This is a genomic window from Pseudomonas sp. GM102 (assembly GCF_000282555.1).
GTDB lineage: Bacteria > Pseudomonadota > Gammaproteobacteria > Pseudomonadales > Pseudomonadaceae > Aquipseudomonas.
This window is the reverse complement of record NZ_AKJB01000006.1, coordinates 1-23370: the sequence shown is the minus strand read 5'-3', so window position 1 is coordinate 23370 and position 23370 is coordinate 1. Positions and strand designations below refer to the sequence as shown.

Below are 23370 nucleotides of genomic sequence, written 5' to 3'. Positions count from 1 at the left end.
GCGTTTTCACACGGTCTGCCGAGGGATGGCGTTTTTCATGGAGCGCTTACCGATTACTCAGGCTTGCGACGACCGAAGCCCGGACGCTGGCCGGAACCGGCTGGCGCGCCGCGGCGTTTACCCGATGGCGCGTCACGGTCGACCAGCACGATGCCAGGGCGTTTCTTCGGCGCCGGCTTGGCCGGGCGCTTGGTGTCGGCCGGGCGGTCTGCCACGGGCGTACCACGACCGGCAGGCGCGCCGCGATCGCTACGACCACCGGACGGAGCGCCACGGCCTTCGCCACGCTCAGTGCGACCGTTGGCCGGACGCGGTGTGCGTGGGCCACGCTCGCCATCCTGACGTGGCGCTGGCTTGCGGGCCGGACGTTCGCCTTCGATCTGAGGCTCGCGGGCTGGACGCGGACCGGCTGCCGGAGCACCAGCGGCTGGACGCAGGGTACGCACGCGTTCGGTCTTGCCCACCGGACGGGACGATTTGCGCTGCATACGCTCAAGCTTGTCTTTGCTCTTGGCGTTCATTTGCGGCATCGCCACCGGGGTCAGGCCGACTTCAGCACTGAGAATGTCGACTTCGTACTGGCTCATTTCGCGCCAGCGGCCCATCGGCAGGTCGGAGTTGAGGAACACCGGACCGAAACGCACACGCTTCAGGCGGCTGACCACCAGGCCCTGGGATTCCCACAGACGACGGACTTCGCGGTTACGACCTTCCATCACCACGCAGTGGTACCAGTGGTTGAAACCTTCGCCACCCGGAGCCTGTTTGATGTCGGTGAACTTGGCCGGGCCGTCTTCGAGCACCACGCCTGCCTTCAGGCGTTCAATCATCTCATCGTCGACTTCGCCACGTACACGTACCGCGTATTCACGGTCCATTTCGTAGGATGGGTGCATCAGGCGGTTGGCCAATTCGCCGTCGGTGGTGAACATCAGCAAACCGGTGGTGTTGATGTCCAGACGACCGATGTTGATCCAGCGACCTTCTTTGGGGCGCGGCATCTTGTCGAACACGGTCGGACGACCTTCAGGGTCGTTACGGGTGCAGATTTCACCGTCGGGTTTGTTGTACATGATCACGCGACGTACCGACTCGGCGGCTTCTTCGCGCTTGATCACCCGGCCATCGATGGTGATGGCGTCATGCAGGTCGACGCGCTGGCCGAGGGTGGCGTCTTTGCCATTGACCTTGATGCGGCCGTGGCTGATCCAGGCTTCTACGTCACGGCGTGAGCCGACGCCGATACGGGCGAGGACTTTCTGCAGCTTTTCGCCTGCAGGGCCGATTTCCTGGTCGTCTTTCTGGTCGTTGATACTCATCTGGGCACCTCCCGGTGTGGTCTGTTCAGGCTTGTGCCTGAAGCGATGTAAATCTGGGTACTTTTTGAAGAACTTGGGCGAAGCGATCGCCGAAGGGTCGCGAATCATACGCTCATGGAGACGTTCGCGCATCAAAGACTAGCTGATCGACAGTCGGTTATTTGCTTTTGCGCCGAACGGTGGTGCCGAGTTTAATCAACCGGAGAACACGGCCCCCTTGTGAGAGCGAGCCTGCTCGCGATGACGGCAGTACATTCAGCATCAAAGTGACTGATAGACCGCTATCGCGAGCAGGCTCGCTCCCACAGGATTCGGGTCAATCGTCGAATTGGCGGCGTTCGTTTTCGATCGCTTCGGCGAGAGCCTTGGCTTCGGCTTCTTCGTCGGTCAATTCGGGCTCGGGTTTCGGCTGTTCGAGCGCGGCGACAGCGGCCAGGAGCTTTTCGCGAGCTTCGGCGACGCCAAGGATGTCGTCTTCCTGCTCTGGTTCGACTTCGGCGTCAGCCTCGACCTGAGGTTCAGCTTCGGTTTCAGGCTCGGGCTCTGCCAACTCCCCTTCGCTCTCGGTCACCGCCCCATCGCGCAGCAAATCGTCGAAGTCGGTCTTGAGCCCCTCTTCCATGGTGTCCAGTTCCAGCAACAGAGTGTGGAAACTGGTTTCTTCCTTGGGTTCTTCCGGCTCGGCGCTGGCATCAGCCAATTCCTGCAGGCTGGCAGGCACGGGCGCGTCGTCGAAATCGAGGACAGGATCGGGTTCAAGTTCGCGCAGTTCGGCGAGTGGCGGCAGGTCGTCGAGGTTCTTCAGGTTGAAGTGATCGAGAAACGCCTTGGTGGTGGCGAACATCGCCGGTTTGCCGGGTACGTCGCGGTAACCGACGATGCGGATCCACTCACGTTCCAACAGGGTTTTCACGATGTGGCTGTTGACTGCCACGCCGCGCACGTCTTCGATCTCCCCCCGGGTGATGGGCTGACGATAGGCGATCAGCGCCATGGTTTCGAGCATGGCGCGGGAATAGCGTTGCGGCCGCTCTTCCCACAAACGTCCGACCCACGGCGCGAACTTTTCGCGGATCTGCAGGCGATACCCGGAGGCAACTTCCTTCAACTCGAAAGCACGGCCGTCGCAGGACTTTGCCAGAATCGTCAGCGCTTTCTTGAAAACAGGGGGTTCGGGCCGCTCGCCTTCTTCGAAGAGTTCGAACAGGCGTTCAAGCGATTGCGGTTTTCCCGAGGCCAACAGAAAGGCTTCAAGCAGTGGCGCCAGCTCGCGGGGTTCAGTCAGGTTCATGATTCAACTCGTTATTCGGCTCGGGCCCGGACATGGATCGCCGCGAACGGCTCATTCTGCACCAGCTCGACCAAGGATTCCTTGACCAGTTCGAGGATCGCCATAAAGGTCACCACCACCCCCAGGCGCCCTTCTTCAGCGGTGAACAGCTCGACGAAGGGCACAAAACCGCCGCCCTTGAGCCGTTCCAGCACATCGCTCATGCGCTCGCGGGTGGACAGCGCTTCACGGCTGACCTGGTGACTTTCGAACATGTCGCCACGGCGCAAGACCTCGGCCATGGACAACAACAGCTCTGAAAGACGCACGTCCGGCAACAGCTTGCGCGCCCGGGCTTGCGGGGCATCGAGCTTGGGCACCACCACGTCGCGGCCGACGCGGCTGAGGCCATCGATGCCTTCGGCAGCAGCCTTGAAACGCTCGTACTCCTGCAAGCGGCGAATCAGCTCAGCGCGAGGATCGTCCTCTTCGTCTTCGATCGTTTCGGCCCGCGGCAGCAGCATCCGCGATTTGATCTCGGCCAGCATCGCAGCCATCACCAGGTACTCGGCGGCCAATTCCAGGCGCACCGACTGCATCAACTCGACATAGCCCATGTACTGACGGGTGATTTCCGCCACCGGGATGTCGAGGATGTTGATGTTCTGTTTGCGGATCAGGTACAGCAGCAAGTCGAGCGGGCCTTCGAAGGCCTCAAGAAAGACCTCGAGCGCATCCGGCGGGATGTACAGGTCCAGCGGCATTTCCATGACTGCCTGGCCATAGACCATGGCGAAAGGCAGTTCTTGCTGGGCACCGGCCTGGCTGTCGACGGGTTCTACTGCAGACATCTAGGCCTCGGCCATGAAAGGCGCAGGGTCGCCGCAACCGACGCGGATGATTTCCGGTTCGCCGTCGGCGAGGCTGATCACGGTGGACGCCTTGATCCCGCCAAAACCGCCGTCGATGATCAGGTCGACCTGATGCTCAAGCAACTGGCGCATTTCGTAAGGATCGCTCAACGGGTCGGTGTCGCCGGGCATGATCAGGGTCACGCTCATCAGCGGCTCGCCGAGTTCTTCCAGCAATGCCAGGGCAATCGGATGGCTTGGCACACGCAGGCCGATGGTGCGTTTTTTCGGGTGCAGCAACAGCCGCGGGACTTCGCGGGTGGCGTTGAGAATGAAGGTGTAAGGGCCAGGCAAGTGAGCCTTGAGCACACGGAAGGTGCCGGTATCGATCTTGGCAAACAGCCCCAACTGCGACAGGTCGCTGCAAATCAGCGCGAAGTTGTGCTTCTCATCCAACTGGCGCAGCCGGCGCACGCGTTCCACGGCGTTCTTGTCGCCGATCTGGCAACCAATGGCGTAGGAAGAGTCTGTGGGATAAATCACCACCCCGCCGTTGCGGATGATCTCGACAGCCTGTTTGATCAGGCGCGGTTGCGGGTTTTCCGGATGAATCTGGAAAAATTGACTCACATTCTCTACCTGTTCAGACGACGGCAATAATTGGGTCATGTTTGAATCGACACCACAGTGGTGGCAGATCCTCCGGGACCGGGCGGTATTCACCGATCTCGGACCAGCCTCCAGGGCCATGAAAATCACTGCCGGCGCTGACCAGCAGACCAAACTCACGGGCAAGAATCGCCAAACTGCCCACCTGTTCGGCGGGTTGATGGCCATTGACCACTTCTATCGCGTGGCCCCCTGCTTGAATATAGTCGGCAATCAGGCGGCGACGCTTGCTGCGAGTGAAATCGTAGTGCCAGGGATGCGCCAGGCTGACCCAGGCACCCGCGGCGCGCAGGGTTGCGACGGTGTCTTCCAGGGTCGGCCAGTGTTGTTTGACGTCGCCCAGTTTGCCGGCGCCCAGCCATTTGCGGAACGCTTCGGCGCGATCCTTGACGAAACCTTCACGCACCATCCAGTCGGCGAAGTGCGGACGGGCCGGCGCATTACCGCTGTCGCCCAGCTCCTGTTGAATGGCCCGAGCGCCGTCGAGCGCCCCCGGCATGCCTTTCAACGCCAACTTGCGGCTTATTTCTTCGGACCGTAGCCAGCGGCCATCGTGCAATTTTGCGATGGCCTCGACCAACGGCGCCGCATTGACGTCGAATCCATAGCCCAGCACATGAATGGTTGCCCCGCCCCAGGTGCAGGACAATTCGACGCCATTGACCAGTTGCATCCCCAGCGCCGTCGCAGCGCTACGGGCCTCGTCGAGGCCTTCAAGGGTGTCGTGATCGGTCAAGGCCAAGACTCGCACGCCTTTCTCGAACGCACGCGCAACCAGTACCGCAGGCGCCAGGGCACCATCGGAAGCCGTGCTATGGCAGTGCAAATCAACATTCACAGGACTGTGTAACCTCAAATCAGCTGACGCTATCGCGCGTCAATATGTTTGTTATTATGCCGCCACATCCTGCTTCTGGCTGCCACTGTGAAACAATTCATCGACTTCATCCCGCTTCTGCTGTTTTTCATCGTCTTCAAAATCGATCCACAGGTCGTCGACATCGGCGGTTATCAACTGTCTGTCGGTGGTATTTACAGCGCCACCGCAGTGCTGATCATCAGCTCCCTAGTGGTTTACGGCACGCTGTTCATCAAGCAGCGCAAGCTGGAGAAAAGCCAGTGGCTGACCCTCATCGCCTGCCTGGTCTTCGGCAGCCTGACCCTGGCGTTCCACAGCGAGACCTTCCTGAAGTGGAAAGCCCCGGTGGTCAACTGGCTGTTCGCCCTCGGGTTCATCGGCAGCCACTTCATCGGTGACCAACTGCTGATCAAACGCATCATGGGCCACGCACTGACCCTGCCGGAGCCGGTCTGGACCCGTCTGAACATCGCCTGGATCGGTTTTTTCCTGTTTTGCGGCGCCGCCAACCTGTTCGTCGCGTTCACGTTCCAGAGCTACTGGGTCGACTTCAAAGTCTTCGGCAGCCTGGGCATGACGTTGCTGTTCCTGGTCGCCCAGGGCATTTACCTCTCCCGCCACCTGCACGACGCCGATACCACCACGCCAAAAACCGAGGACTGACATGCTTTACGCAATCATTGCCACAGACGTCGCCAACTCCCTGCAAGCCCGCCTGGCCGCACGGCCTGCGCACCTTGAGCGCCTGCAAGTGCTTAAAGGCGAAGGTCGTATCGTATTGGCCGGCCCGCACCCGGCCGTCGACAGCAATGATCCGGGCGCGGCGGGTTTCACCGGCAGCCTGATCGTTGCTGAATTCGATTCGCTGAGCGCCGCAAAGGCCTGGGCCGACGCCGACCCGTACATTGCCGCAGGCGTCTACGCCAATGTATTGGTCAAGCCGTTCAAGCAAGTCCTGCCATAAAGCCCTCCCGCGCGATGAGCCTTGTCGGTTCATCGCACGTTCAATCGCTCATTATTCTTGTTTACCGGCCGACAACCTGCCCAATACTCGTATTGGAATCAGGAGTTGCGATGCGCAAAGGTCCGTTGTGTCTGATGTTGGTGACGTTGTCGATCATGGCGCCCGCCCATGGTGAAGAAAGCGCCAATGGCGGTAGTTCGACGCCGCTGTCCTTGAGCGCCGGCAGCCAGATCACCGAGTTGCAGCAGCGCTTGAAGGTAAGCGAACAGCAACGAGAAGAACTGAGCAAACAACTGCAAAATACCGATAGCGAACGCGAAAGCGCTCAGTTGAGCCGGTTGCGCCAGGAGAATCAGCGCCTCAAGCTGCAACTCAAGGAGGCTCAGGCCAGCAGCCCGCTACCACGCCTGCTGACAGATCAGCAGCAATGGTTCGTGATTGGGGGCGCGGTAGCGCTATTGGCCCTGCTCTGCGGTATCTTCGCCAGTGGTGCAACCAGAAAACGTCGGCAATGGCTAAATTGAGTGAGTGATGAGCGAGCTGTTACTAATTGATGATGACCAGGAGCTGTGTGAGCTCCTGAGCAGTTGGCTGAGCCAGGAAGGCTTTCAGGTCCGTGCCTGCCACGATGGCCAGAGCGCGCGCCGGGCGTTGGCCGAAACTTCCCCGGCAGCCGTGGTGCTGGACGTGATGCTGCCGGACGGCAGTGGCCTGGAACTGCTCAAGCAACTGCGCAATGACCATCCGGATTTGCCAGTGCTGATGCTTTCGGCCCGTGGCGAACCGCTGGACCGCATTCTCGGCCTGGAACTCGGTGCCGATGATTACCTGGCCAAACCGTGCGACCCACGAGAGCTGACAGCGCGCCTGCGCGCGGTATTGCGCCGCAGTCATCCGACGGCAGTTTCCAGCCAGCTCGAATTGGGTGACTTGTGCTTCAGCCCGGTGCGTGGCGTGGTCAGCATCGATGAACAGGAGTTCACCCTCACTGTCTCCGAAAGCCGACTGCTCGAAGCCCTGCTCAAGCAACCCGGCGAACCGCTGGATAAACAGGAGCTGGCGCAAATCGCCCTCGGTCGCAAACTGACCCTGTACGACCGCAGCCTGGACATGCACGTGAGCAACCTGCGCAAAAAAATCGGCCCACACCCCGACGGCCGCCCACGCATCGTTGCCCTGCGCAGTCGTGGTTACTACTACAGCCTGTAAGAACGAACGGACATGAGCAACCTGTGGCGAGGGAGCTTGCTCCCGCTGGGCTGCGAAGCGGCCCCAAAAGCGGGACTGCTACGCAGTCCAACGGGAGCAAGCTCCCTCGCCACAACAGCTCCCTCGCCACAGACGGGTGCCTGCACATGGAGTTTTGTCAGGTCGGCACAAGCCCCTCTTTACCCAAGCTTTACGCTCCGCTGACCGCCGCTGACCTTGATCTGCGTAATCTGCACACATCCGGAACGTACCGGGAACGAGACAAGGAGATACACCATGCGCAAGACTCTTATCGCTCTGATGTTTGCTGCCGCCCTGCCGACCGTTGCCATGGCCATGCCTGAAGGCGCAGGTCCGATGGGTGATCACATGGACGGCTCACGCCACGGCGGTCAGATGCACGGCATGCACGGTAAAGGCCCTTACAGCCAGTTGGACCTGAGCCGCGAACAGCGCGAGCAAATCCGCAAGATCATGGGCGAGCAGATGCATGAGCGTCAGCAATTGGTCGACAAGTACCTGGAAAAACTCTCGCCAGCCGATCAGAAAGCCCTGAAAGACGAGATGGCGGCCAGGCACAAGAAAGCCGAAGCCGACGTTCGCGCACTGCTGAAACCGGATCAACAGAAGCAATTCGACGAGATCCAGAAGAAAAAGGCTGAGCGTCGCGCCGAATGGGCCGAGTTCAAGGCCTGGAAAGCGCAGCAAGCGCAAAAAGCGCAATAATGCGCTAACCCCGGACCTGACGGCTAACACCGTTGGGTCTTTTGCCACTCAGTCTAATGTGGGAGCAGGCTTGTGTGGCGAGGGGGCTTGCCCCCGTTGGGTCGCGAAGCGGCCCCGACATTTCAAAGTTAAACCGCAGGTAATGGTTTACGACTGCTTCGCAGCCGAACGGGGGCAAGCCCCCTCGCCACACGGGCCCCCTCATCACAGGGTCCGCTCTCACATGGATTTGCGCTAGTTGAGGATTTTCTGTGCGCTCATTGTTCTGGCGTATCCTGGCCAGCTTCTGGTTGGCCATCGCTCTGGTTGCAGGGCTTTCCATTCTGCTCGGGCACATGCTCAACCAGGACGCGTGGATTCTCAGTCGCCACCCGGGCCTCAACACCTTGGCCGAACAGTGGACGCAAACCTACGAAAGCCAGGGAGAAGAAGCCGCCCAGGACATTCTGGAACAGCGCAAGCGTCAGTATCACATCAACGTTCAAGTGCTCAACGAGGCAGGTGACCCGGTGGTACGCGGTACCTTTCCACGGCGGGCGGCGGCCTTCGAAGCACGACAGAACAACGATGATCGACGCCTGCCATGGCGACGTCTGACCGATGAATACACCAGCGCCAAGACAGGCGACACCTATCTGCTGATCTATCGCGTCCCGCACCCGGAACTGGACGCCTGGCACCGCGAAAGCCTGCTCTGGCCGTTAAGTGCACTGGGCATCGCACTGGTGGTGTTAACCCTGTTCAGCTTGCTGGTGACCTTTTCCATCACGCGACCACTGAGCCGTTTACGAAGCGCCGTGCATGACCTGGGGCAGACAACGTATCAACAAAACAGCCTGGCGAAACTGGCCAACCGTCGCGATGAGTTCGGCGTGCTGGCCAACGACTTCAACCGCATGGGCGCACGCCTGCAAAGCCTGATCGGCAGCCAGCGGCAATTACTGCGGGACGTGTCTCACGAATTACGCTCACCCTTGGCCCGACTGCGCATTGCGTTGGCGCTGGCCGAGCGGGCCAATCCTGAGGAACGGGAAAAACTCTGGCCACGCCTGACCCGTGAATGCGATCGCCTGGAAGCGCTGATCAGCGAAATCCTGGTACTGGCGCGCGTCGATGCCGACAACGCCAGCGCCGAAGAGGTAGACCTCAATGCGCTGCTCAATACCCTGCAAAAAGATGCGCAGTTGGGCTCGCCCGAGCAGAACGTGCGCCTTGAGGCCGAGCCGCAACTGAACCTCAGAGGCTGGCCGACCATGATCGAGCGTGCCGTGGACAACCTGCTGCGCAATGCCCAGCGCTTTAACCCGGTCGGGCAACCGATCGAAATGCAGGCGTTGCGTCAGGGCGACAGGATTGTGGTCAGCGTGCGCGATCACGGCCCTGGCGTCGAGGCCGAGCATTTGAATCAGTTGGCTGAACCCTTCTATCGGGCACCGGGGCAGACAGCGGCAGGGCATGGCCTCGGGCTGGCCATCGCGCGCCGTGCGGCGGAACGGCATGGCGGCAGTCTGGTGCTGGCCAATCACCCTGGGGGCGGGTTCATTGCCAGCCTGGAATTGCCGTTGGTGCCGGGGGCTGTGGTGCAGCCTTAAAAGCTTCGCGGGCAAGCCTCGCTCCTACAGGATTGTGTGGGTCACATGATCGCCAGATTACCTGTAGGAGCGAGGCTTGCCCGCGAAGCATTTGATCTTCAGGCCTTACCGGACCAGGCGCTGACAAACTCGGCCAGATCAACTTTCTCCGCCACACGCGGCTCTTTCTGCGGCGTGCCAAGGTAAAGAAACGCAATCACCTCTTCCCCTTCCGCCAGCCCCAAGCCTTTAGCCACATGCGCCGAATAAGCCAGCTCACCGGTGCGCCACACCGCGCCAATGCCTTGTGCATAGGCCGCCAGCAAAATCCCGTGAGCTGCACAACCGGCCGCCAACAGTTGCTCGGACTTGGGATACTTGGCGTGTTCCTGCAAACGCGCAATCACCACAACCACCAGCGGCGCACGCAACGGACCGTTGCGCGCCTTGTCCAGCAAGGCCTCGGACACATCACTGTCTTGCAGCTTCGCTGCTTCGGCCAGCAACTCACCCATTTGCTCGCGTGCCGCGCCTTCGACTGTCAGGAAACGCCAAGGCTGCAAATGGCCATGGTCTGGTGCACGCATCGCGGCGGCAAACAGCACTTCGCGCTGCTCGGCAGTGGGTGCCGGATCGAGCAGTCGTGGGACGGAAACACGGTTGAGCAAAGCGTCGAGAGCCTGCATCGGCCACCTCCTGTAGAAAATGTTTGGCTATTCTAGCGTCAACTGTCGCGACGGCGTCGGTTTACATGCCCTGCCCCGCAGGTAGAATGGCGCCCTTCCTACTATCAGCCCGAGCGGACTTCATGGCGTTGCCGACCTTACGGATCATTGGTTTCATCATCGGCATCTTCCTGATCACGCTGGCCATCGCCATGGTCGTGCCCATGGCCACCCTGGTGATCTTCGAGCGCACCAGCGATCTGCCGTCGTTCCTTTGGGCCAGCATGATTACCTTTGTCGCAGGCCTGGCCCTGGTGATACCCGGGCGCCCCGAGCACATCCATCTGCGTCCGCGAGACATGTACCTGCTGACCGTCAGTAGCTGGCTGGTGGTGTGCATCTTCGCCGCCCTGCCGTTCCTGCTGACCCAGCACATCAGCTACACCGACTCGTTCTTCGAAAGTATGTCCGGAATCACCGCCACCGGAGCGACGGTGCTCAACGGCCTGGACAACATGTCCCCCGGCATCCTGATGTGGCGCTCATTGCTGCACTGGATCGGTGGGATCGGTTTTATCGGCATGGCGGTAGCGATTCTGCCCTTGTTGCGCATCGGTGGCATGCGGCTGTTTCAGACCGAGTCGTCGGACCGTTCCGAAAAAGTCATGCCCCGTTCGCACATGGTGGCGCGTTTGATCGTTGCGGCCTACGTCGGCATCACCATTTTCGGCAGCCTGGCGTTCTGGTGGGCCGGGATGAGCCTGTTCGATGCCATCAACCATGCGATGTCAGCGATTTCCACCGGCGGCTTCTCCACCTCCGACAAGTCTTTGGCCAAGTGGCCGGAGCCTGCGGTGCATTGGGTCGCCGTCGTCATCATGATTCTCGGTGCCCTGCCGTTCACCCTTTATGTCTCCACGTTACGTGGTAACCGGCAGGCACTGATCAAGGATGAACAGGTTCAAGGGCTGCTCGGTATGTTGCTGGTGACCTGGCTGGTGCTCGGCACCTGGTACTGGTGGACTACCCAGCTGCATTGGTTGGAAGCCTTGCGGCATGTAGCGCTGAACGTGACATCGGTGGTGACCACTACCGGTTTTGCACTGGGGGACTACAGCCTTTGGGGCAACTTCTCACTGATGCTGTTCTTTTATCTGGGGTTTGTTGGCGGCTGCTCGGGTTCGACCGCTGGCGGGATCAAGATTTTCCGCTTCCAGGTTGCCTATATTCTGCTCAAGGCCAACCTTAACCAGTTGATACACCCGCGTGCAGTGATCAAGCAGAAATACAACGGCCACCGTCTCGACGAAGAGATCGTGCGCTCGATCCTGACCTTTTCGTTCTTCTTCGCCATCACCATTTGCGTTATCGCACTGCTGCTGTCGCTACTGGGCGTGGACTGGATGACCGCGCTGACCGGCGCGGCCGCCACGGTGTCTGGCGTAGGCCCGGGGCTTGGCGAAACGATTGGCCCGGCGGGTAACTTCGCCAGCCTGCCGGATGCCGCGAAGTGGATTCTCTCGTTCGGCATGCTGCTGGGCCGGCTGGAGATCATTACGGTGTTTGTTCTGTGTATCCCGGCGTTCTGGCGTCACTAATCCGCACGGGCGCTTCCATCAGCCGCGTCCGGTATTCGCCGGGCGTGGAATCGAACCAGCGTCGGAAGGCGCGGAAGAAGTTGCTCGGATCGGCAAACCCCAGCAGGTAGGCAATTTCCAGCAAGGTCATGTTCGGTTGCGCCAGGTATTGCTCGGCCAGTTCACGTCGGGTGTCATCCAGCAAGGTCTGAAAACTCGTGCCCTCTTCCTGCAAGCGACGCTGCAAGGTGCGTTGCGACAAGTGCAGCGTCTGGGCCACCGTATCACGCTTGGGTTCACCCTGAGGCAGCAGACGGCATAACACCTGCCGTGCCTTGTGGGTCACGCGGCTCTCGGAAAACCGCGCCAGGTACTCACCGGCAAACCGGTCGTGCAGCCGCGCCATGGCCTCGTTGGCGGTGGGTAGCGGTGCCTCCATGTCGGCGCGCTCGAAGATCAAGGCGTCATAAGGCGCGTTGAACATCAACGGGGCGTGGAAAGCTTGTTTATAGGGCTCAAGATCAACGGGGTTAGCACCTTGCAGCAAGACCTTGCGCGGCTGCAGCGTACGGCCGGTCAGCCAGCCGCAAAGTGCCAGGGCGCAGGCCAGTGATGCTTCAGCACTCTGGCGGGTCGGCGGCAGGTGGTCACCATGGACCGTCAGAATCAGCGCGTACCCCTCATCCAGCAATCGGAAACTCAGGTCGGCACTTTCGGCGATGATTCGCTGATAACGCACCAGACGTTGAAAGCCTTCAGCCAGGGTCTGGCTGGACATCAACGCATAACCGGCGACATGGAAGGACGCCGGTCGCACCACCTTGCCCATGTTCAGGCCGATCGCCGGGTTGCCGGACAGCTCGACCGCGCGCTGCCAGAGCCGCGTCATGGAATCTTGCGGGAAGCGCGCATCCGGGTCATCCAGTGCGGCATAGTCGAGCCCTAGCTGCTTGAACAGAACCCGGCAATCCAGGCCGTCCATTTCCAGTGCTTTGACAATCCCCATCGCCCAGCTTGAAGAAGTCGTTCGTTCGCTCATGGCGTTTACTACGTGATGGCCGCATGCCACGACCCAATACCCAAGGATACTAAAGTGGCGCCTATTGTCACTGGCTGATACCAATGATCACTCTAGACTTAAATAAGCTACCCGCAGAACAACTTGTCGCGTGCACAGCAACCACAGAGATCGCAGTCGTGGAAAACATCAAACGTTTCAATAGCTTCGCTGAGTTTTACCCGTATTACCTCAGCGAACACCGCAACAGCACCTGTCGACGATTGCACTTTGTCGGTACCTCCCTGGTTATTTTCATTCTGGCGCTGACCATCGGCAACGGCGCGTGGTGGATGTTGCTGGCCCTGCCGCTGGCCGGTTACAGCTTCGCCTGGGTCGGGCATTTCTTCTTCGAGAAGAATCGCCCTGCTACCTTTCAGCATCCTCTTTACAGCCTGCTCGGCGATTTCGTCATGTACCGCGACATGATTCTGGGTCGCGTGGCGTTCTAGACTCCATTGGCCACAAAAGCGTCTTGTGCAGCCAATGCAGCATTGGATCCGAGCCCTACACTCAACGCATCCCTGATGAGATTAGAACAAGAGGATAGCCGATGAATGTCCATGCCCGTTTTACCCATATGCAGGACGGCACGCAGGAAGACTGGGCGATCATAGCCGCCGATTTCAGCGGCTATGCCCGGCAATTGCCCAAACGGATCGTGGCGCACCTGAAGTTACTGGAGGGGGATTTCGGCGGTTTCCCGGTAGATCGTCTCACCCACTCCCTGCAAACCGCCAGCCGCGCCTGGCGCGATGGTCGCGACGAAGAGTACGTGGTCTGCGCCCTGCTACATGACATCGGCGACACACTGGGCTCCTACAATCACCCGGACATCGCCGCGGCGATCCTCAAGCCGTTCGTCAGCGCCGAGAACCTGTGGATGGTGGAGAAGCATGGGATTTTCCAGGGTTATTACTTCTTTCATCACCTGGGCATGGATCGGCATTTGCGCGAGCAATTCATCGGTCATCCGCAGTATCAGGCGACCATCGAATTTTGCGCCCGATACGATGCTGCGGCGTTTGATCCGGCGTACGACACACTGCCACTGAGCTTCTTCGAACCGATGGTGGAGCGGCTGTTTGCACAGCCGAAGAACTCGATTTACAAGGCGGCGATGGAAGAGCATTCGCCAGCCTGAAGAATGTAAGGGAACTGTGGCGAGGGGGCTTGCCCCCGTTCGGCTGCGCAGCAGTCGTAAAAACCGACAAATGCGGTCTACCCGATACAACCGGGATGAATGGTTTTGGGGGCGCTTCGCGCCCCAACGGGGGCAAGCCCCCTCGCCACAAAGGCTAAACCTCTGGTTCACGCCGGTTCAGCGACCTTCTCCGCCTTCAACTCAGCCTCCCGCGCCTGGGCATCGGCCAACCGATATAGCTCGATCGAGCCATCCCAATGCTCGATCAATGCCGTGCATGACTCCACCCAATCCCCACAATTGAGGTAATCCACCTCGCCGACCTTGCGAATCTCGGCATGGTGAATGTGCCCGCACACCACCCCGTGCAACTCGCGTTTGACGCATTCGTGGGCGATGGCTTCTTCAAAATCGCTGATGAAACTGACAGCTGTCTTGACCTTGTGCTTGAGGTACGCCGACAGCGACCAGTAGCCGTAGCCATAACGGGCACGCCAATGGTTGAGCCAGCGGTTGAGCGTCAGGGTGAATTCATAGGCCGAGTCGCCGAGAAACGCCAGCCAGCGATGGTAGCGGGTGATCACGTCGAACTGATCGCCGTGAATCACCAGCAGATGACGGCCATCGGCGGTCACATGCACGGCTTCATCCACCAACTGGATATTGCCCAGCATCAGCTTCGAATAACGGCGCAGGAATTCGTCATGGTTGCCGGTGACGTAGATCACTTCTGTGCCGCGCTTGCTCATGGTCAGCAGGCGACGAATCACATTGGTATGCGCTTGCGGCCAATACATGCCGCTGCGCAGTTTCCAGCCGTCGATGATGTCGCCGACCAGGTAGATCTTGTCGGTGTGGTAGCCCTTGAGAAATTGCGACAGGTGTTCGGCCTGGCAGTCCCGGGTGCCCAAATGCACATCGGAAATCCACAAGGTCCGTACACGTTGCTTACGGCTGGGTTTGGCGAGCTCGGCGCTGGTCATGGGCAACCCTCAGGACAAGTTTTGGCAAGCTTGCGCCGGTCGAGTGAATTGCCCATGACAGTGGCAAGTCAGTGTTGTGACAGCGCGAGTCGGGCCGCACCCGGTGTAGACTGGCGACCTGCACAGGAGACCTGCGATGAGACCGATCCTCACGCTACGCCAGTACACCCACGACCTGATCGTCCACAGCCACGACCACGCGCAACTGGTGTTCGGACTGTCGGGCGCGCTGGACTTCGAGGTCGAGGGGCATGGTAGCCAGGTGGTGCAGCAGAGTTTCGTGGTGGTGCCGTCGGGCGCGCATCATGCTTGCGACAGCGCCCATGGCAGTCATTGCCTGGTACTGGATGTGCCGAGCGAGCAGTGGGTTACACAGTCCCTTGGCGATCACGCCGAAGCCAGTCGCCGCTTGCTCGACAATGCCGGGCGCCTGTCGCTGGACGCCGGGCAAAGCCAACTGGTGAGTTGGCTGGCGGGCAGTCAGATCAGTGATCCGCTGATTGCGCAGCAAGGCGCGGTGCTATTGCTGGCCAGCCTGAACAACGCCAAACCCGACAGCGTGGGCGGTCGGCGTCTGCCTTACGCGGCGCTGAATGCGCACATCGATCAATACGCAGCCTATCCGCTGCAAGTCGCCGATCTGGCGCGCATTGCCGGCCTGTCCAGCGCTCGGTTGCATGCGCGGTTCGTGGCGGAATGCGGGCAAACGCCGATGGACTACATTCGCAGTCGTCGGCTGCACATTGCCGTTGGCTTGTTGCGCGATTCGGCGCTGCCCATTGGCGAGATTGCCTGTCGGGTCGGCTACAGCTCGCAGAGTGCGTTCGCCGCGGCGGTGCTGCGTGAGTTCGGTGCCTCACCGGGCAAACTCCGGCGCGAGGCAAATGCCGGTTGGCTGATAGATAGAACGAGCAATCAGTAACCTGTGGCGAGGGAGCTTGCTCCCGTTGGACTGCGCAGCAGGCCCCTTCTTTACCAGGTAGAGAGGGGCCGCTGCGCAGCCCGGCGGGAGCAAGCTCCCTCGCCACAGGCAGTGCCAGGCCTGACTGGCGAGTGTTAGGGCAAAAAAATCCGTCAGGCGCGAGGCCGGCGACAAGAGACGATAGTTTGCCGACAGACACGGCAAGTCATTGCGCGGTTCAATGGTCTGGTCCAATACATTTATCAAGGATTGCAATGACTCCCCGTACCGCCCTTGGCGCTCTGCATATTGGTGCACTGATGTTCGGCCTGACCGGCGTATTCGGCAAACTTGCCGCCGCTTCACCGGCCATCATCGTGTTCGGCCGTGCCGCGTTTGCCGTCCTCGCCCTGGCGTTTTTCGCACGGTTCGCAAGCGGTACCCGTTGGCAGAAACTCGACGCCGTGGACCTGCGTCGACTGCTGCTCAGTGGCTTGCTGCTGACCGGGCACTGGGTGAGTTTCTTCATCGCGGTGAAGGTCGCCGGGGTGGCGATCGCGACCCTGGGGTTTGCCAGTTTCCCGGCGTTTACCGTGATCCTCGAAGGGCTGATCTTCCGCGAGCGCATTCGCGCCAACGAAATCCTGCTGGTGGTGCTGGTCAGTATTGGATTGGTACTGGTCACGCCGGATTTCGATCTGGCCAGCGGTGCCACCACTGGCCTGTTGTGGGCGGTGGCTTCCGGCTTGTTGTTCGCCCTGCTGTCCCTGACCAACCGCGCCAGCTCCGGACGCATTCCGCCGGTGCAGGCTGCACTGTGTCAGAACGTGGTGGTTGCGATCTGCCTGCTGCCGGTGGCGGCGCCCCAGTTGAGCGAAGTGAGCGCCATCGACTGGCTGTGGATCGGCCTGCTCGGGGTGTTCTGCACCGGCGTCGCCCACAGCCTGTTCGTCGCCAGCCTGGCGGTGATCAAAGCCCGGACCGCGTCAGTGGTGTTTGCTCTGGAGCCGGTTTACGGCATCACCCTGGCCTGGCTGTTGTTCGATGAAAACCCGACGCTGCGCATGCTGATCGGCGGCGTACTGATCATCGTGGCCATCGTGGTTTCCAGCCGGTTGTCCGGCAGTTCAAGCAAGAACGCCGTGGTGGTAGAAGCCGCGTCTCACTGAGTGCGGTCGTTGTGGCCCAGGTCGCGGTCTGGATCGATCTGATCGCGGACCCGCTGCTTGAGCACCTTGGCCTCGGGAAAACCACCGTCGGCCTTGCGCTCCCAGAGCTGCACATCGTCACAGAAAATGTGAAAAACCCCGCCAGTGCCGGGCACCAGAGACACTTTGCCCAGGTCATCGCCGAAGGTGCTGAGCAGTTCCTGGGCCAACCAGGCGGCGCGTAACAGCCATTGGCATTGCGTGCAATAGGTGATGACGATTTCCGGTTTACGTGCGGTCATGATTGGCAAAACTCCTGGGCCTGAGGGCGGCGCCATGATAACCGCCTTGCCCCTGATGCTGTAGGAGCGAGGCTTGCCCGCGAAGAACGATAATGCGGTTGTCCTGATAAACCGCGTCATCGTTCTTCGCGGGCAAGCCTCGCTCCTACATGGGTAAGGGTGTTATCGGATACCGGCCAACAGCGTCCGGGCCGTTTCCTTGAGCGGTTCGTCGCCTTCCTTGAGCAACTCGTTGAGCAGCTCGATGGCGCTGTCCAGGTCGCCGTCGTCGATGCAGGTCTGGGCCTGTTCGAGTTTGCCCGCGCTGCTCGGCCCGACCGGTTCAAGACCCATCAACTCAGCATTCAGCGGCTCAAGCTCCAGCAGCTGGCCAGGGTCGCTGAATTCGTTGAGAAAGGTCTCGTCCAGAGATTGAGCGTCCGGTTCGGCGATCCATTCAAGCTCGGGCTCGTCCAGCGTCGGCTCTTCGGGCATTTCGAAAACATCGGGCAATACATGCAGATTCGAGGTGAACCCGGGTTCGTCTACCTGCGCTGACTCATTCGACGGTTTGGCGCTGGATGATGAGTTTTCGAAGGGGCTGATCAGGTCCCAATTCGAATCCATCGACAGGTCATCGAGGTTCAACTGGAACTCATCGCTCGGTGCCGCTTCAGGGACTGCAGGCATGGGCGGCGCCACAGCCACGGCGGCAACCACCGGTGCGGCGCTGATCAGTTTCGGATGGCGGGCGCGGATGTCCTGAAGTTGTTGAGCATCGAAACCGGCGTCTCGCAGGCTGCTTTCCTGCGCATCATAGGCCTGCACGTCGCCCTGTTTACCGAGGACTTCCAACAGCTGCACGGCCAGATCGGTGCGCTGGGGCTCCCTGACCAACGCGTCTCGCAACAAACCGGCCGCCTCGGACAAACGGCCATACGCCAGATAGATACCCACCCCTTCCAGCACGTCGCCTGCGGGAATCTCTTCGGCCGATCCGGCTAGCGGTTGCGGCCGGGACGCAGGACTGGCCGGTTCTGTTGCGCGACTGAGCACCGGTTCATGACGCGACGGCGGTACGGGTAATGGCTTGGGCTGGACCTGAGCCTGAACCTGCTGTCGTTGACGGCGAAGGAATATGCCGAGCAATACCAACGCCACCACTGCCAGCAACCCGATGATCAGCAGCCACGGAGTCGGTTCAGACTCCTCTACTGCAACGGGCACCGGCGCCGGCACTGCGGGCACGACCGGCTCTGCCGATGCCTGTTTGACTTCCGCCAGTTGGGTTTGCAGCTCGATCAGCTGTTTTTTCTGGCCGGCAATATGCTCATCCTGTCCCTGAAGCTTCGCATTCAACTCATTGATGGTCGTTTGCAGTTGCTGGTTTTGTAGCACGCTGGCGGCCAGTTGTTCGGCAACCGCATCATTCGCAGGCGCGGCAGCTGGTTTATCGACATCAGGCTTGGGCGCCTCCCCCTTCGCAGCAGGTGGCGGTGCAACAGCCGGTTCGACGGACGGGAACGCGGAAGATTGAGGGCGCGGCTCGGGCTCGTCGTTGACGGGAACAATGCCCGGCGACCCCGGCGGATCGATCAGCACGGTGTACTCGCGCAGCAAACGCCCGTTGGGCTGATTGAGCTGCACCAGAAAATTCAGGAAGGGTTCCTTGACCGGTTTGCTGGAAGTCACCCGGATCAGGCTGCGGTTGCCCCGCAGGATCGGTATGAACTTCAGGTCGTTAAGGAAGAATACCCGCTCGACGCCCGCGCGGCTGAACTCGTCCGCCGTCGCCAGGCTGACCGATAGCTCGCCCTCTTCCAGACCACCGGCGTCCACCAGGGCGATATCGGCATTGAACGGCTGATTCAACGCCGAATGCTGGGTAATCTCACCCAACCCGAGCGCAGGGGCCAATGCCGAGTAAGTGACGGCACCACCGACCAGCAGCAGCCTGGCGCAACACCGCAATACAACGTGCCAACTCTCGAGCATGAGCATCCCTTAGATAACCAGAACCAACCTGTACGTGTTCGCACATCCGGTACGAACACGATATTGCCTAGTAGTTCTTTATAGTCTGCCCAACGGGGTATCTCAAAAATCCGGCGCGTGGTTGTGCCTCAAGATTTTTCCAGGTTGGCCAGGATGTGCCCGTGGACTCGCATGCAGACCTTCAAGTCCGCCTCATCAACGCCTTCGAACAGTTCGTGGCGCAATTGAGTGGCAATGGTTTCAATTTGTTCGATCAAGGGCCGGGCCGGGGCACAGAGGACGATTTTTTTCGCCCGACGGTCTTCCAGCACGGATTGGCGTTGCACCAGGCCCTGACTTTCCAGGCTGTCGAGCAGTCGAGCCAGGGTGGGCCCTTCAACGCCGACGCTTTGCGCCAGTTCGCGTTGGGTGGGGGCATCATCGAAACGCGCCAGATGCAGCAGCACCAGCCAGCGCGCCTGGGACAGACCCAGGCCAGCCAGTCGGCGGTCCAGTTCGGCACGCCAGCCCCGAGACATCTGAGCCAATTGCATGCCAAAGCGGTGTTGATCGGTTAACGGCATAAAACACTCATGGTTAGACTGAAATAGAGAAAAACTAATTATTAGTCAGCTAAGCATGACCTTTGGCTATAGGCAAGGTTTGCTCTGTACTGAATCGTTACATCTGTGCCGCAGGTCATTCAGACTTCGAATTCCGACTGCAGGGCGGCACGAACGCAATACAAAACACCTTCCGGAACTCTTCCTGCGAACAGCGCGGCAATCTCCGATACAGGCGGCAACTCGCCTTCGCCGTCGAGGAAAGCATCCTGGACTTCACCCATCAATTCTTCGGGCAGATCCAGCGCCTGTTCCAGTGACAACTGTTGCTTGCCAATCGCCTCGGCGAGCATCGTGTAGACGTTCTTTTCCGAGCATTGCAGCTGACCGGCGATCTGCAACGGTGTCATGCCAGCCCGAGCCAGGGTGATCAGCTCATGGCGCACATCGGCCACCACTTTTGGCGCCTCGACCTGACCGCCGAGCACTTCGAGGAAGGCCTCGCCGTAACGCTCCAGTTTGCGCGCGCCGACACCGCTGACCGTGGCCATTTCCGCCAGCGAGGTCGGCTGGCTGCGGAGCATTTCCAGCAGCGTCGAGTCGGGGAAGATGACGTACGGTGGCACACCATGTTCCTCGGCCAGTTTGCGACGCAGGGCACGCAAGGCTTCCCACTGTTCGCGTTCTTCGCCGCGAACCAGTTGGCTGGCCTGGCTCTTGCTGCTTTTGGCGGTGGTTTGCGGCTTGAGGTCGCGGCGCAGTTCCAGAGTCACTTCGCCCTTGAGCAGCGGCCGACAGGTATCGCTCAGGCGCAGACCGCCGTAGCCTTCAAGGTCGATGTCCGCCAGGCCTCGGGCAACAAGCTGTCGGAACAAGGAGCGCCATTCGCTCTCCCCCATCGCTTTGCCTACACCGTATACCGACAAATGCTGATGACCGAAGCTGCGAACTTTTTCGTTGTCCTTGCCCAGCAACACGTCAACCAGATGACCGACGCCATAACGCTGACCGGTGCGGTAGATCGCCGACAGCGCCTGACGGGCCGGCTCGGTGGCGTCCCAGGTCTGCACGCCGTCGACGCAGTTGTCGCAGTGGCCGCAGGGCTCGGGCATGTCTTCGTCAAAGTACGCGAGCAGGGTCTGGCGGCGGCAGCGGGTTTCTTCGCAAAGCGAGAGCATGGCGTCGAGCTTGTGCTGCTCCAGACGCTTGTGGCGCTCATCGCCTTCGGAGTTTTGCAGCATCTGCTTGAGCATCACCACGTCTTGCAGGCCGTATGCCATCCAGGCATCCGCCGGCAGGCCGTCACGACCGCCGCGACCGGTTTCCTGGTAGTAGGCCTCAAGGGACTTCGGCAAATCCAGGTGCGCGACAAAACGTACGTTGGGTTTGTCGATGCCCATGCCGAACGCCACGGTGGCAACCATGATCAAACCTTCCTCGTTGAGGAAGCGCTTCTGGTGATGGGCCCGCGTGTCGTTGGGCAGACCGGCATGGTATGGCAGCGCCGGGAAACCTTGCTCGCTGAGGAACACCGCTACTTCATCAACCTTTTTGCGCGACAGGCAGTAAACGATACCGGCGTCGCTGCGGCGCTCGGCGAGGAACGCCAGCAACTGCTTGCGCGGCTGTTCCTTGGGCACGATGCGATAGAAAATATTGGGGCGGTCGAAACTCGAGAGGAAACGCTCGGCATCCTGCAAATGCAGACGATCGACGATTTCTTCCCGGGTGCGCTTGTCGGCCGTCGCGGTCAGGGCAATGCGCGGGACGTTGGGGAACAATTCCGCCAACTGGCCCAGTTGCAGGTATTCCCGACGGAAATCGTGGCCCCATTGGGACACACAATGCGCTTCGTCGATGGCGAACAGAGCTATTTCAAGGCTTTGCAAAAACGCCAGCATGCGCGGCTGAACCAGGCGCTCGGGGGCCAGGTAGAGCATTTTCACTTCGCCGCGCTTGATCCGCGCCGCCAGATCACGCTGTTGCTCAGCGCTCAACGTGGAGTTCAACGCCGCCGCGGCGACGCCCAGCTCTTCGAGGGTGGCGACCTGATCGTCCATCAGCGCGATCAGTGGTGACACCACCACGGCCAGGCCCTCGCGCAGCAGTGCCGGCACCTGGAAGCACAAGGACTTGCCGCCACCGGTAGGCATCAGCACCAAGGCGTCGCCGCCACTGGCCACGCGCTCAATGATTGCACCCTGACGGCCACGGAAACTGTCGTAGCCGAAGATGTCCTTGAGGACGCGTTGAGCCTGTTCGAGCATAAAAACTCCAAAAATCACCGAAACATCCCTGCAAGGCTGGTTCAGAACCACGAAAGCTGCACTGACAAATCGTAAGTGCGCATTGCATGCCCCTTCACATTTCAGCCGTGACGCCAGCAGGGCATCACAAAACGCGCGAGTATACCCGAGCCCTCCCCTGCAAAGGGCGCCGCTGATAAGACACACGAAAGCCAATGCAACGCAGGGTTTTCTATTGTCCCGACCACAGATTCCATCATAAGGCTGCAAATATGCCGCGCGGCTGGCCCAAGCGCTCAAGAAGGCCTAGAATTCCCGCATCGTATATTCCCCAAGGTAGCCCTTTAATGTCCTTCGCTGAGCAACTAACCCGCCTGCAAGTCTTCCTCGACGCCGACGAGCTGCATGACGAGGCGCTGGACTACGTGGCCGCCCACGGCTACCTCACTGCGCTGTCGATCTGTTCCGAAAGCGTTCCCGACCGTGAATGGATCGACGCGCTCTTCGCCGAAGAGCCGCACTACGCCGACGACACCGAGCGTGAAGCGATCGAATCCACCCTGCTGCTGCTCAAGGCGCACATCGCCCGCCAACTGGCGTCCGACGAAGAGTTCGAGCTGCCGTGCGACCTCGACCTGGGCGACGACCCGGACGATTCCGACCTGCGCGGCTGGTGCATCGGTTTCATGGAAGGCGTGTTCCTGCGCGAAGCGGCCTGGTTCGAAACCGCCGAAGACGAAGTCAGCGAAATGCTGCTGCCGATCATGGTCGGTTCGGGTCTGTTCGACGAACAGCCTGAGTTCTCCGACATCGCCGCCGACGCCAACCTGATGGACGACATGATCGTGCAGATCCCGGAAGCCCTGACCGCGCTGTACCTGCTGTGCAACGCGCCAGACGAAAAACCGGCGATTCTCAAGCCACGTCACCACTAAGGTTTTGCCTATGGACAACCCCATAGGCAACCGCCCCCTGATGTTGCGCTACGTGCTGCTGGCCATCGGCTGGCTGAGCGTAGCGCTGGGGGTGATCGGGATTTTCCTGCCGGTGCTGCCCACCACGCCGTTCCTGTTGCTGGCAGCCGCCTGTTTCGCCCGCAGTTCGCCACGCTTCTATCACTGGCTGGTTGAACATCCACGGCTTGGGCCGTGGGTCCGCGACTACCTGAGCGGCAATGGCATTCCCCTCAAGGGCAAGGTCTACGCCATCGGGCTGATGTGGGCGAGCATCCTGCTGTCCTGCTACCTGGTGCCGCTGCCGTGGGCGCGCGGATTCATGCTGACCAGTGCAGTGCTGGTGACGGTTTATATCCTCAAGCAGAAAACCCTGCATAGACCCTGAGCCTTCTACAATGAAGCACTTCTGTGGCTCGGGGGCTTTTGTGGCGAGGGAG

General features: G+C 60.4%; 25 protein-coding genes. 13 read left to right on the top strand and 12 right to left on the bottom strand.

Annotated elements, in window-relative coordinates; genetic code table 11:
* Positions 1–53: 53 nt before the first annotated feature.
* From rluB to PMI18_RS27445, 5 genes are all read right to left on the bottom strand, one after another.
* Positions 54–1319 (bottom strand): 23S rRNA pseudouridine(2605) synthase RluB, encoded by a 1266-nt coding sequence (gene rluB, locus PMI18_RS27425; protein ID WP_007895033.1) that lies wholly within the window; start codon positions 1317–1319, stop codon positions 54–56.
* 316 nt (positions 1320–1635) lie between these two features.
* A complete protein-coding gene (gene scpB / locus PMI18_RS27430) occupies positions 1636–2610 on the bottom strand; it encodes an SMC-Scp complex subunit ScpB (protein WP_007895032.1) in 975 nt (324 codons plus the stop codon).
* Positions 2611–2621: 11 nt separating this feature from the next.
* A complete protein-coding gene (locus tag PMI18_RS27435; protein ID WP_177319007.1) occupies positions 2622–3380 on the bottom strand; it encodes a segregation and condensation protein A in 759 nt (252 codons plus the stop codon).
* A 60-nt stretch (positions 3381–3440) separates the two neighbouring features.
* The gene (locus tag PMI18_RS27440) at positions 3441–4070 is read right to left on the bottom strand and encodes an L-threonylcarbamoyladenylate synthase (RefSeq protein WP_032830619.1); all 630 of its coding nucleotides are present in this window, start codon (positions 4068–4070) and stop codon (positions 3441–3443) included.
* A 13-nt stretch (positions 4071–4083) separates the two neighbouring features.
* Positions 4084–4947: a PHP domain-containing protein gene (locus tag PMI18_RS27445; protein WP_007895028.1), complete on the bottom strand. Its 864-nt coding sequence runs from the start codon at positions 4945–4947 to the stop codon at positions 4084–4086.
* An 87-nt stretch (positions 4948–5034) separates the two neighbouring features.
* On the opposite strand from PMI18_RS27445, the gene PMI18_RS27450 reads away from it, so the two are divergent.
* The 6 genes from PMI18_RS27450 (at position 5035) to PMI18_RS27475 (ending at position 9459) form a co-directional block, all read left to right on the top strand.
* Positions 5035–5631 (top strand): septation protein A, encoded by a 597-nt coding sequence (locus PMI18_RS27450; RefSeq protein WP_007895026.1) that lies wholly within the window; start codon positions 5035–5037, stop codon positions 5629–5631.
* 1 nt (position 5632) lies between these two features.
* Positions 5633–5932: a YciI family protein gene (locus PMI18_RS27455; RefSeq protein WP_007895025.1), complete on the top strand. Its 300-nt coding sequence runs from the start codon at positions 5633–5635 to the stop codon at positions 5930–5932.
* A gap of 110 nt (positions 5933–6042) precedes the next feature.
* A complete protein-coding gene (locus PMI18_RS27460; protein WP_007895024.1) occupies positions 6043–6456 on the top strand; it encodes a hypothetical protein in 414 nt (137 codons plus the stop codon).
* A 7-nt stretch (positions 6457–6463) separates the two neighbouring features.
* Complete coding sequence (locus tag PMI18_RS27465; RefSeq protein ID WP_007895023.1) at positions 6464–7141, top strand: response regulator transcription factor; 678 nt, start codon at positions 6464–6466, stop codon at positions 7139–7141.
* Between the two features lie 276 nt (positions 7142–7417).
* Positions 7418–7867, top strand: coding sequence for a Spy/CpxP family protein refolding chaperone (locus PMI18_RS27470; RefSeq protein WP_007895022.1), 450 nt, complete (start codon positions 7418–7420; stop codon positions 7865–7867).
* 251 nt (positions 7868–8118) lie between these two features.
* Positions 8119–9459: a sensor histidine kinase gene (locus PMI18_RS27475; RefSeq protein WP_007895020.1), complete on the top strand. Its 1341-nt coding sequence runs from the start codon at positions 8119–8121 to the stop codon at positions 9457–9459.
* Positions 9460–9557: 98 nt separating this feature from the next.
* Here PMI18_RS27475 and PMI18_RS27480 read toward each other — a convergent pair whose 3' ends face one another.
* A complete protein-coding gene (locus tag PMI18_RS27480) occupies positions 9558–10124 on the bottom strand; it encodes an NAD(P)H nitroreductase (protein ID WP_007895019.1) in 567 nt (188 codons plus the stop codon).
* Positions 10125–10246: 122 nt separating this feature from the next.
* Here PMI18_RS27480 and PMI18_RS27485 point away from each other — a divergent pair, with 122 nt between their 5' ends.
* Positions 10247–11701 carry a TrkH family potassium uptake protein gene (locus PMI18_RS27485; protein WP_007895018.1) on the top strand — a complete coding sequence of 485 codons (1455 nt, stop codon included), beginning with the start codon at positions 10247–10249 and terminating at the stop codon, positions 11699–11701.
* Here PMI18_RS27485 and PMI18_RS27490 read toward each other — a convergent pair.
* The gene (locus PMI18_RS27490; RefSeq protein ID WP_202949734.1) at positions 11658–12719 is read right to left on the bottom strand and encodes an AraC family transcriptional regulator; all 1062 of its coding nucleotides are present in this window, start codon (positions 12717–12719) and stop codon (positions 11658–11660) included. The two genes, PMI18_RS27485 and PMI18_RS27490, sit on opposite strands and share 44 nt — an antisense overlap.
* Positions 12720–12877: 158 nt before the next feature.
* Between PMI18_RS27490 and PMI18_RS27495 the strand changes: the two genes are divergently transcribed.
* Positions 12878–13189 carry a DUF962 domain-containing protein gene (locus PMI18_RS27495; protein ID WP_007895016.1) on the top strand — a complete coding sequence of 104 codons (312 nt, stop codon included), beginning with the start codon at positions 12878–12880 and terminating at the stop codon, positions 13187–13189.
* Between the two features lie 101 nt (positions 13190–13290).
* Positions 13291–13881, top strand: a complete 591-nt coding sequence (locus tag PMI18_RS27500) for an HD domain-containing protein (protein WP_007895015.1) — start codon at positions 13291–13293, stop codon at positions 13879–13881.
* 167 nt (positions 13882–14048) lie between these two features.
* Here the strand turns inward: PMI18_RS27500 and PMI18_RS27505 are convergent, their stop codons facing one another.
* Positions 14049–14864, bottom strand: coding sequence for a UDP-2,3-diacylglucosamine diphosphatase (locus tag PMI18_RS27505; RefSeq protein ID WP_007895014.1), 816 nt, complete (start codon positions 14862–14864; stop codon positions 14049–14051).
* 136 nt (positions 14865–15000) lie between these two features.
* On the opposite strand from PMI18_RS27505, the gene PMI18_RS27510 reads away from it, so the two are divergent.
* Entirely contained in the window at positions 15001–15786 is a 786-nt protein-coding gene (locus PMI18_RS27510) for a helix-turn-helix transcriptional regulator (protein WP_007895013.1), read from the top strand.
* A 254-nt stretch (positions 15787–16040) separates the two neighbouring features.
* Positions 16041–16934: a DMT family transporter gene (locus PMI18_RS27515; RefSeq protein WP_007895012.1), complete on the top strand. Its 894-nt coding sequence runs from the start codon at positions 16041–16043 to the stop codon at positions 16932–16934.
* On the opposite strand, the gene PMI18_RS27520 is transcribed toward PMI18_RS27515, so the two are convergent.
* The 4 genes from PMI18_RS27520 to recQ form a co-directional block, all read right to left on the bottom strand.
* Positions 16928–17215, bottom strand: coding sequence for a SelT/SelW/SelH family protein (locus PMI18_RS27520; protein ID WP_007895010.1), 288 nt, complete (start codon positions 17213–17215; stop codon positions 16928–16930). The genes PMI18_RS27515 and PMI18_RS27520 overlap by 7 nt on opposite strands.
* Positions 17216–17377: 162 nt before the next feature.
* Positions 17378–19189 carry a FimV/HubP family polar landmark protein gene (locus tag PMI18_RS27525; protein ID WP_007895008.1) on the bottom strand — a complete coding sequence of 604 codons (1812 nt, stop codon included), beginning with the start codon at positions 19187–19189 and terminating at the stop codon, positions 17378–17380.
* A 128-nt stretch (positions 19190–19317) separates the two neighbouring features.
* The gene (locus tag PMI18_RS27530; protein ID WP_007895007.1) at positions 19318–19752 is read right to left on the bottom strand and encodes a MarR family transcriptional regulator; all 435 of its coding nucleotides are present in this window, start codon (positions 19750–19752) and stop codon (positions 19318–19320) included.
* A 119-nt stretch (positions 19753–19871) separates the two neighbouring features.
* A complete protein-coding gene (gene recQ, locus PMI18_RS27535) occupies positions 19872–21998 on the bottom strand; it encodes a DNA helicase RecQ (protein ID WP_007895006.1) in 2127 nt (708 codons plus the stop codon).
* Between the two features lie 326 nt (positions 21999–22324).
* On the opposite strand from recQ, the gene PMI18_RS27540 reads away from it, so the two are divergent.
* Entirely contained in the window at positions 22325–22912 is a 588-nt protein-coding gene (locus tag PMI18_RS27540) for a UPF0149 family protein (RefSeq protein WP_007895005.1), read from the top strand.
* 10 nt (positions 22913–22922) lie between these two features.
* Positions 22923–23318, top strand: coding sequence for a YbaN family protein (locus tag PMI18_RS27545; protein ID WP_007895004.1), 396 nt, complete (start codon positions 22923–22925; stop codon positions 23316–23318).
* Positions 23319–23370 lie beyond the last annotated feature (52 nt).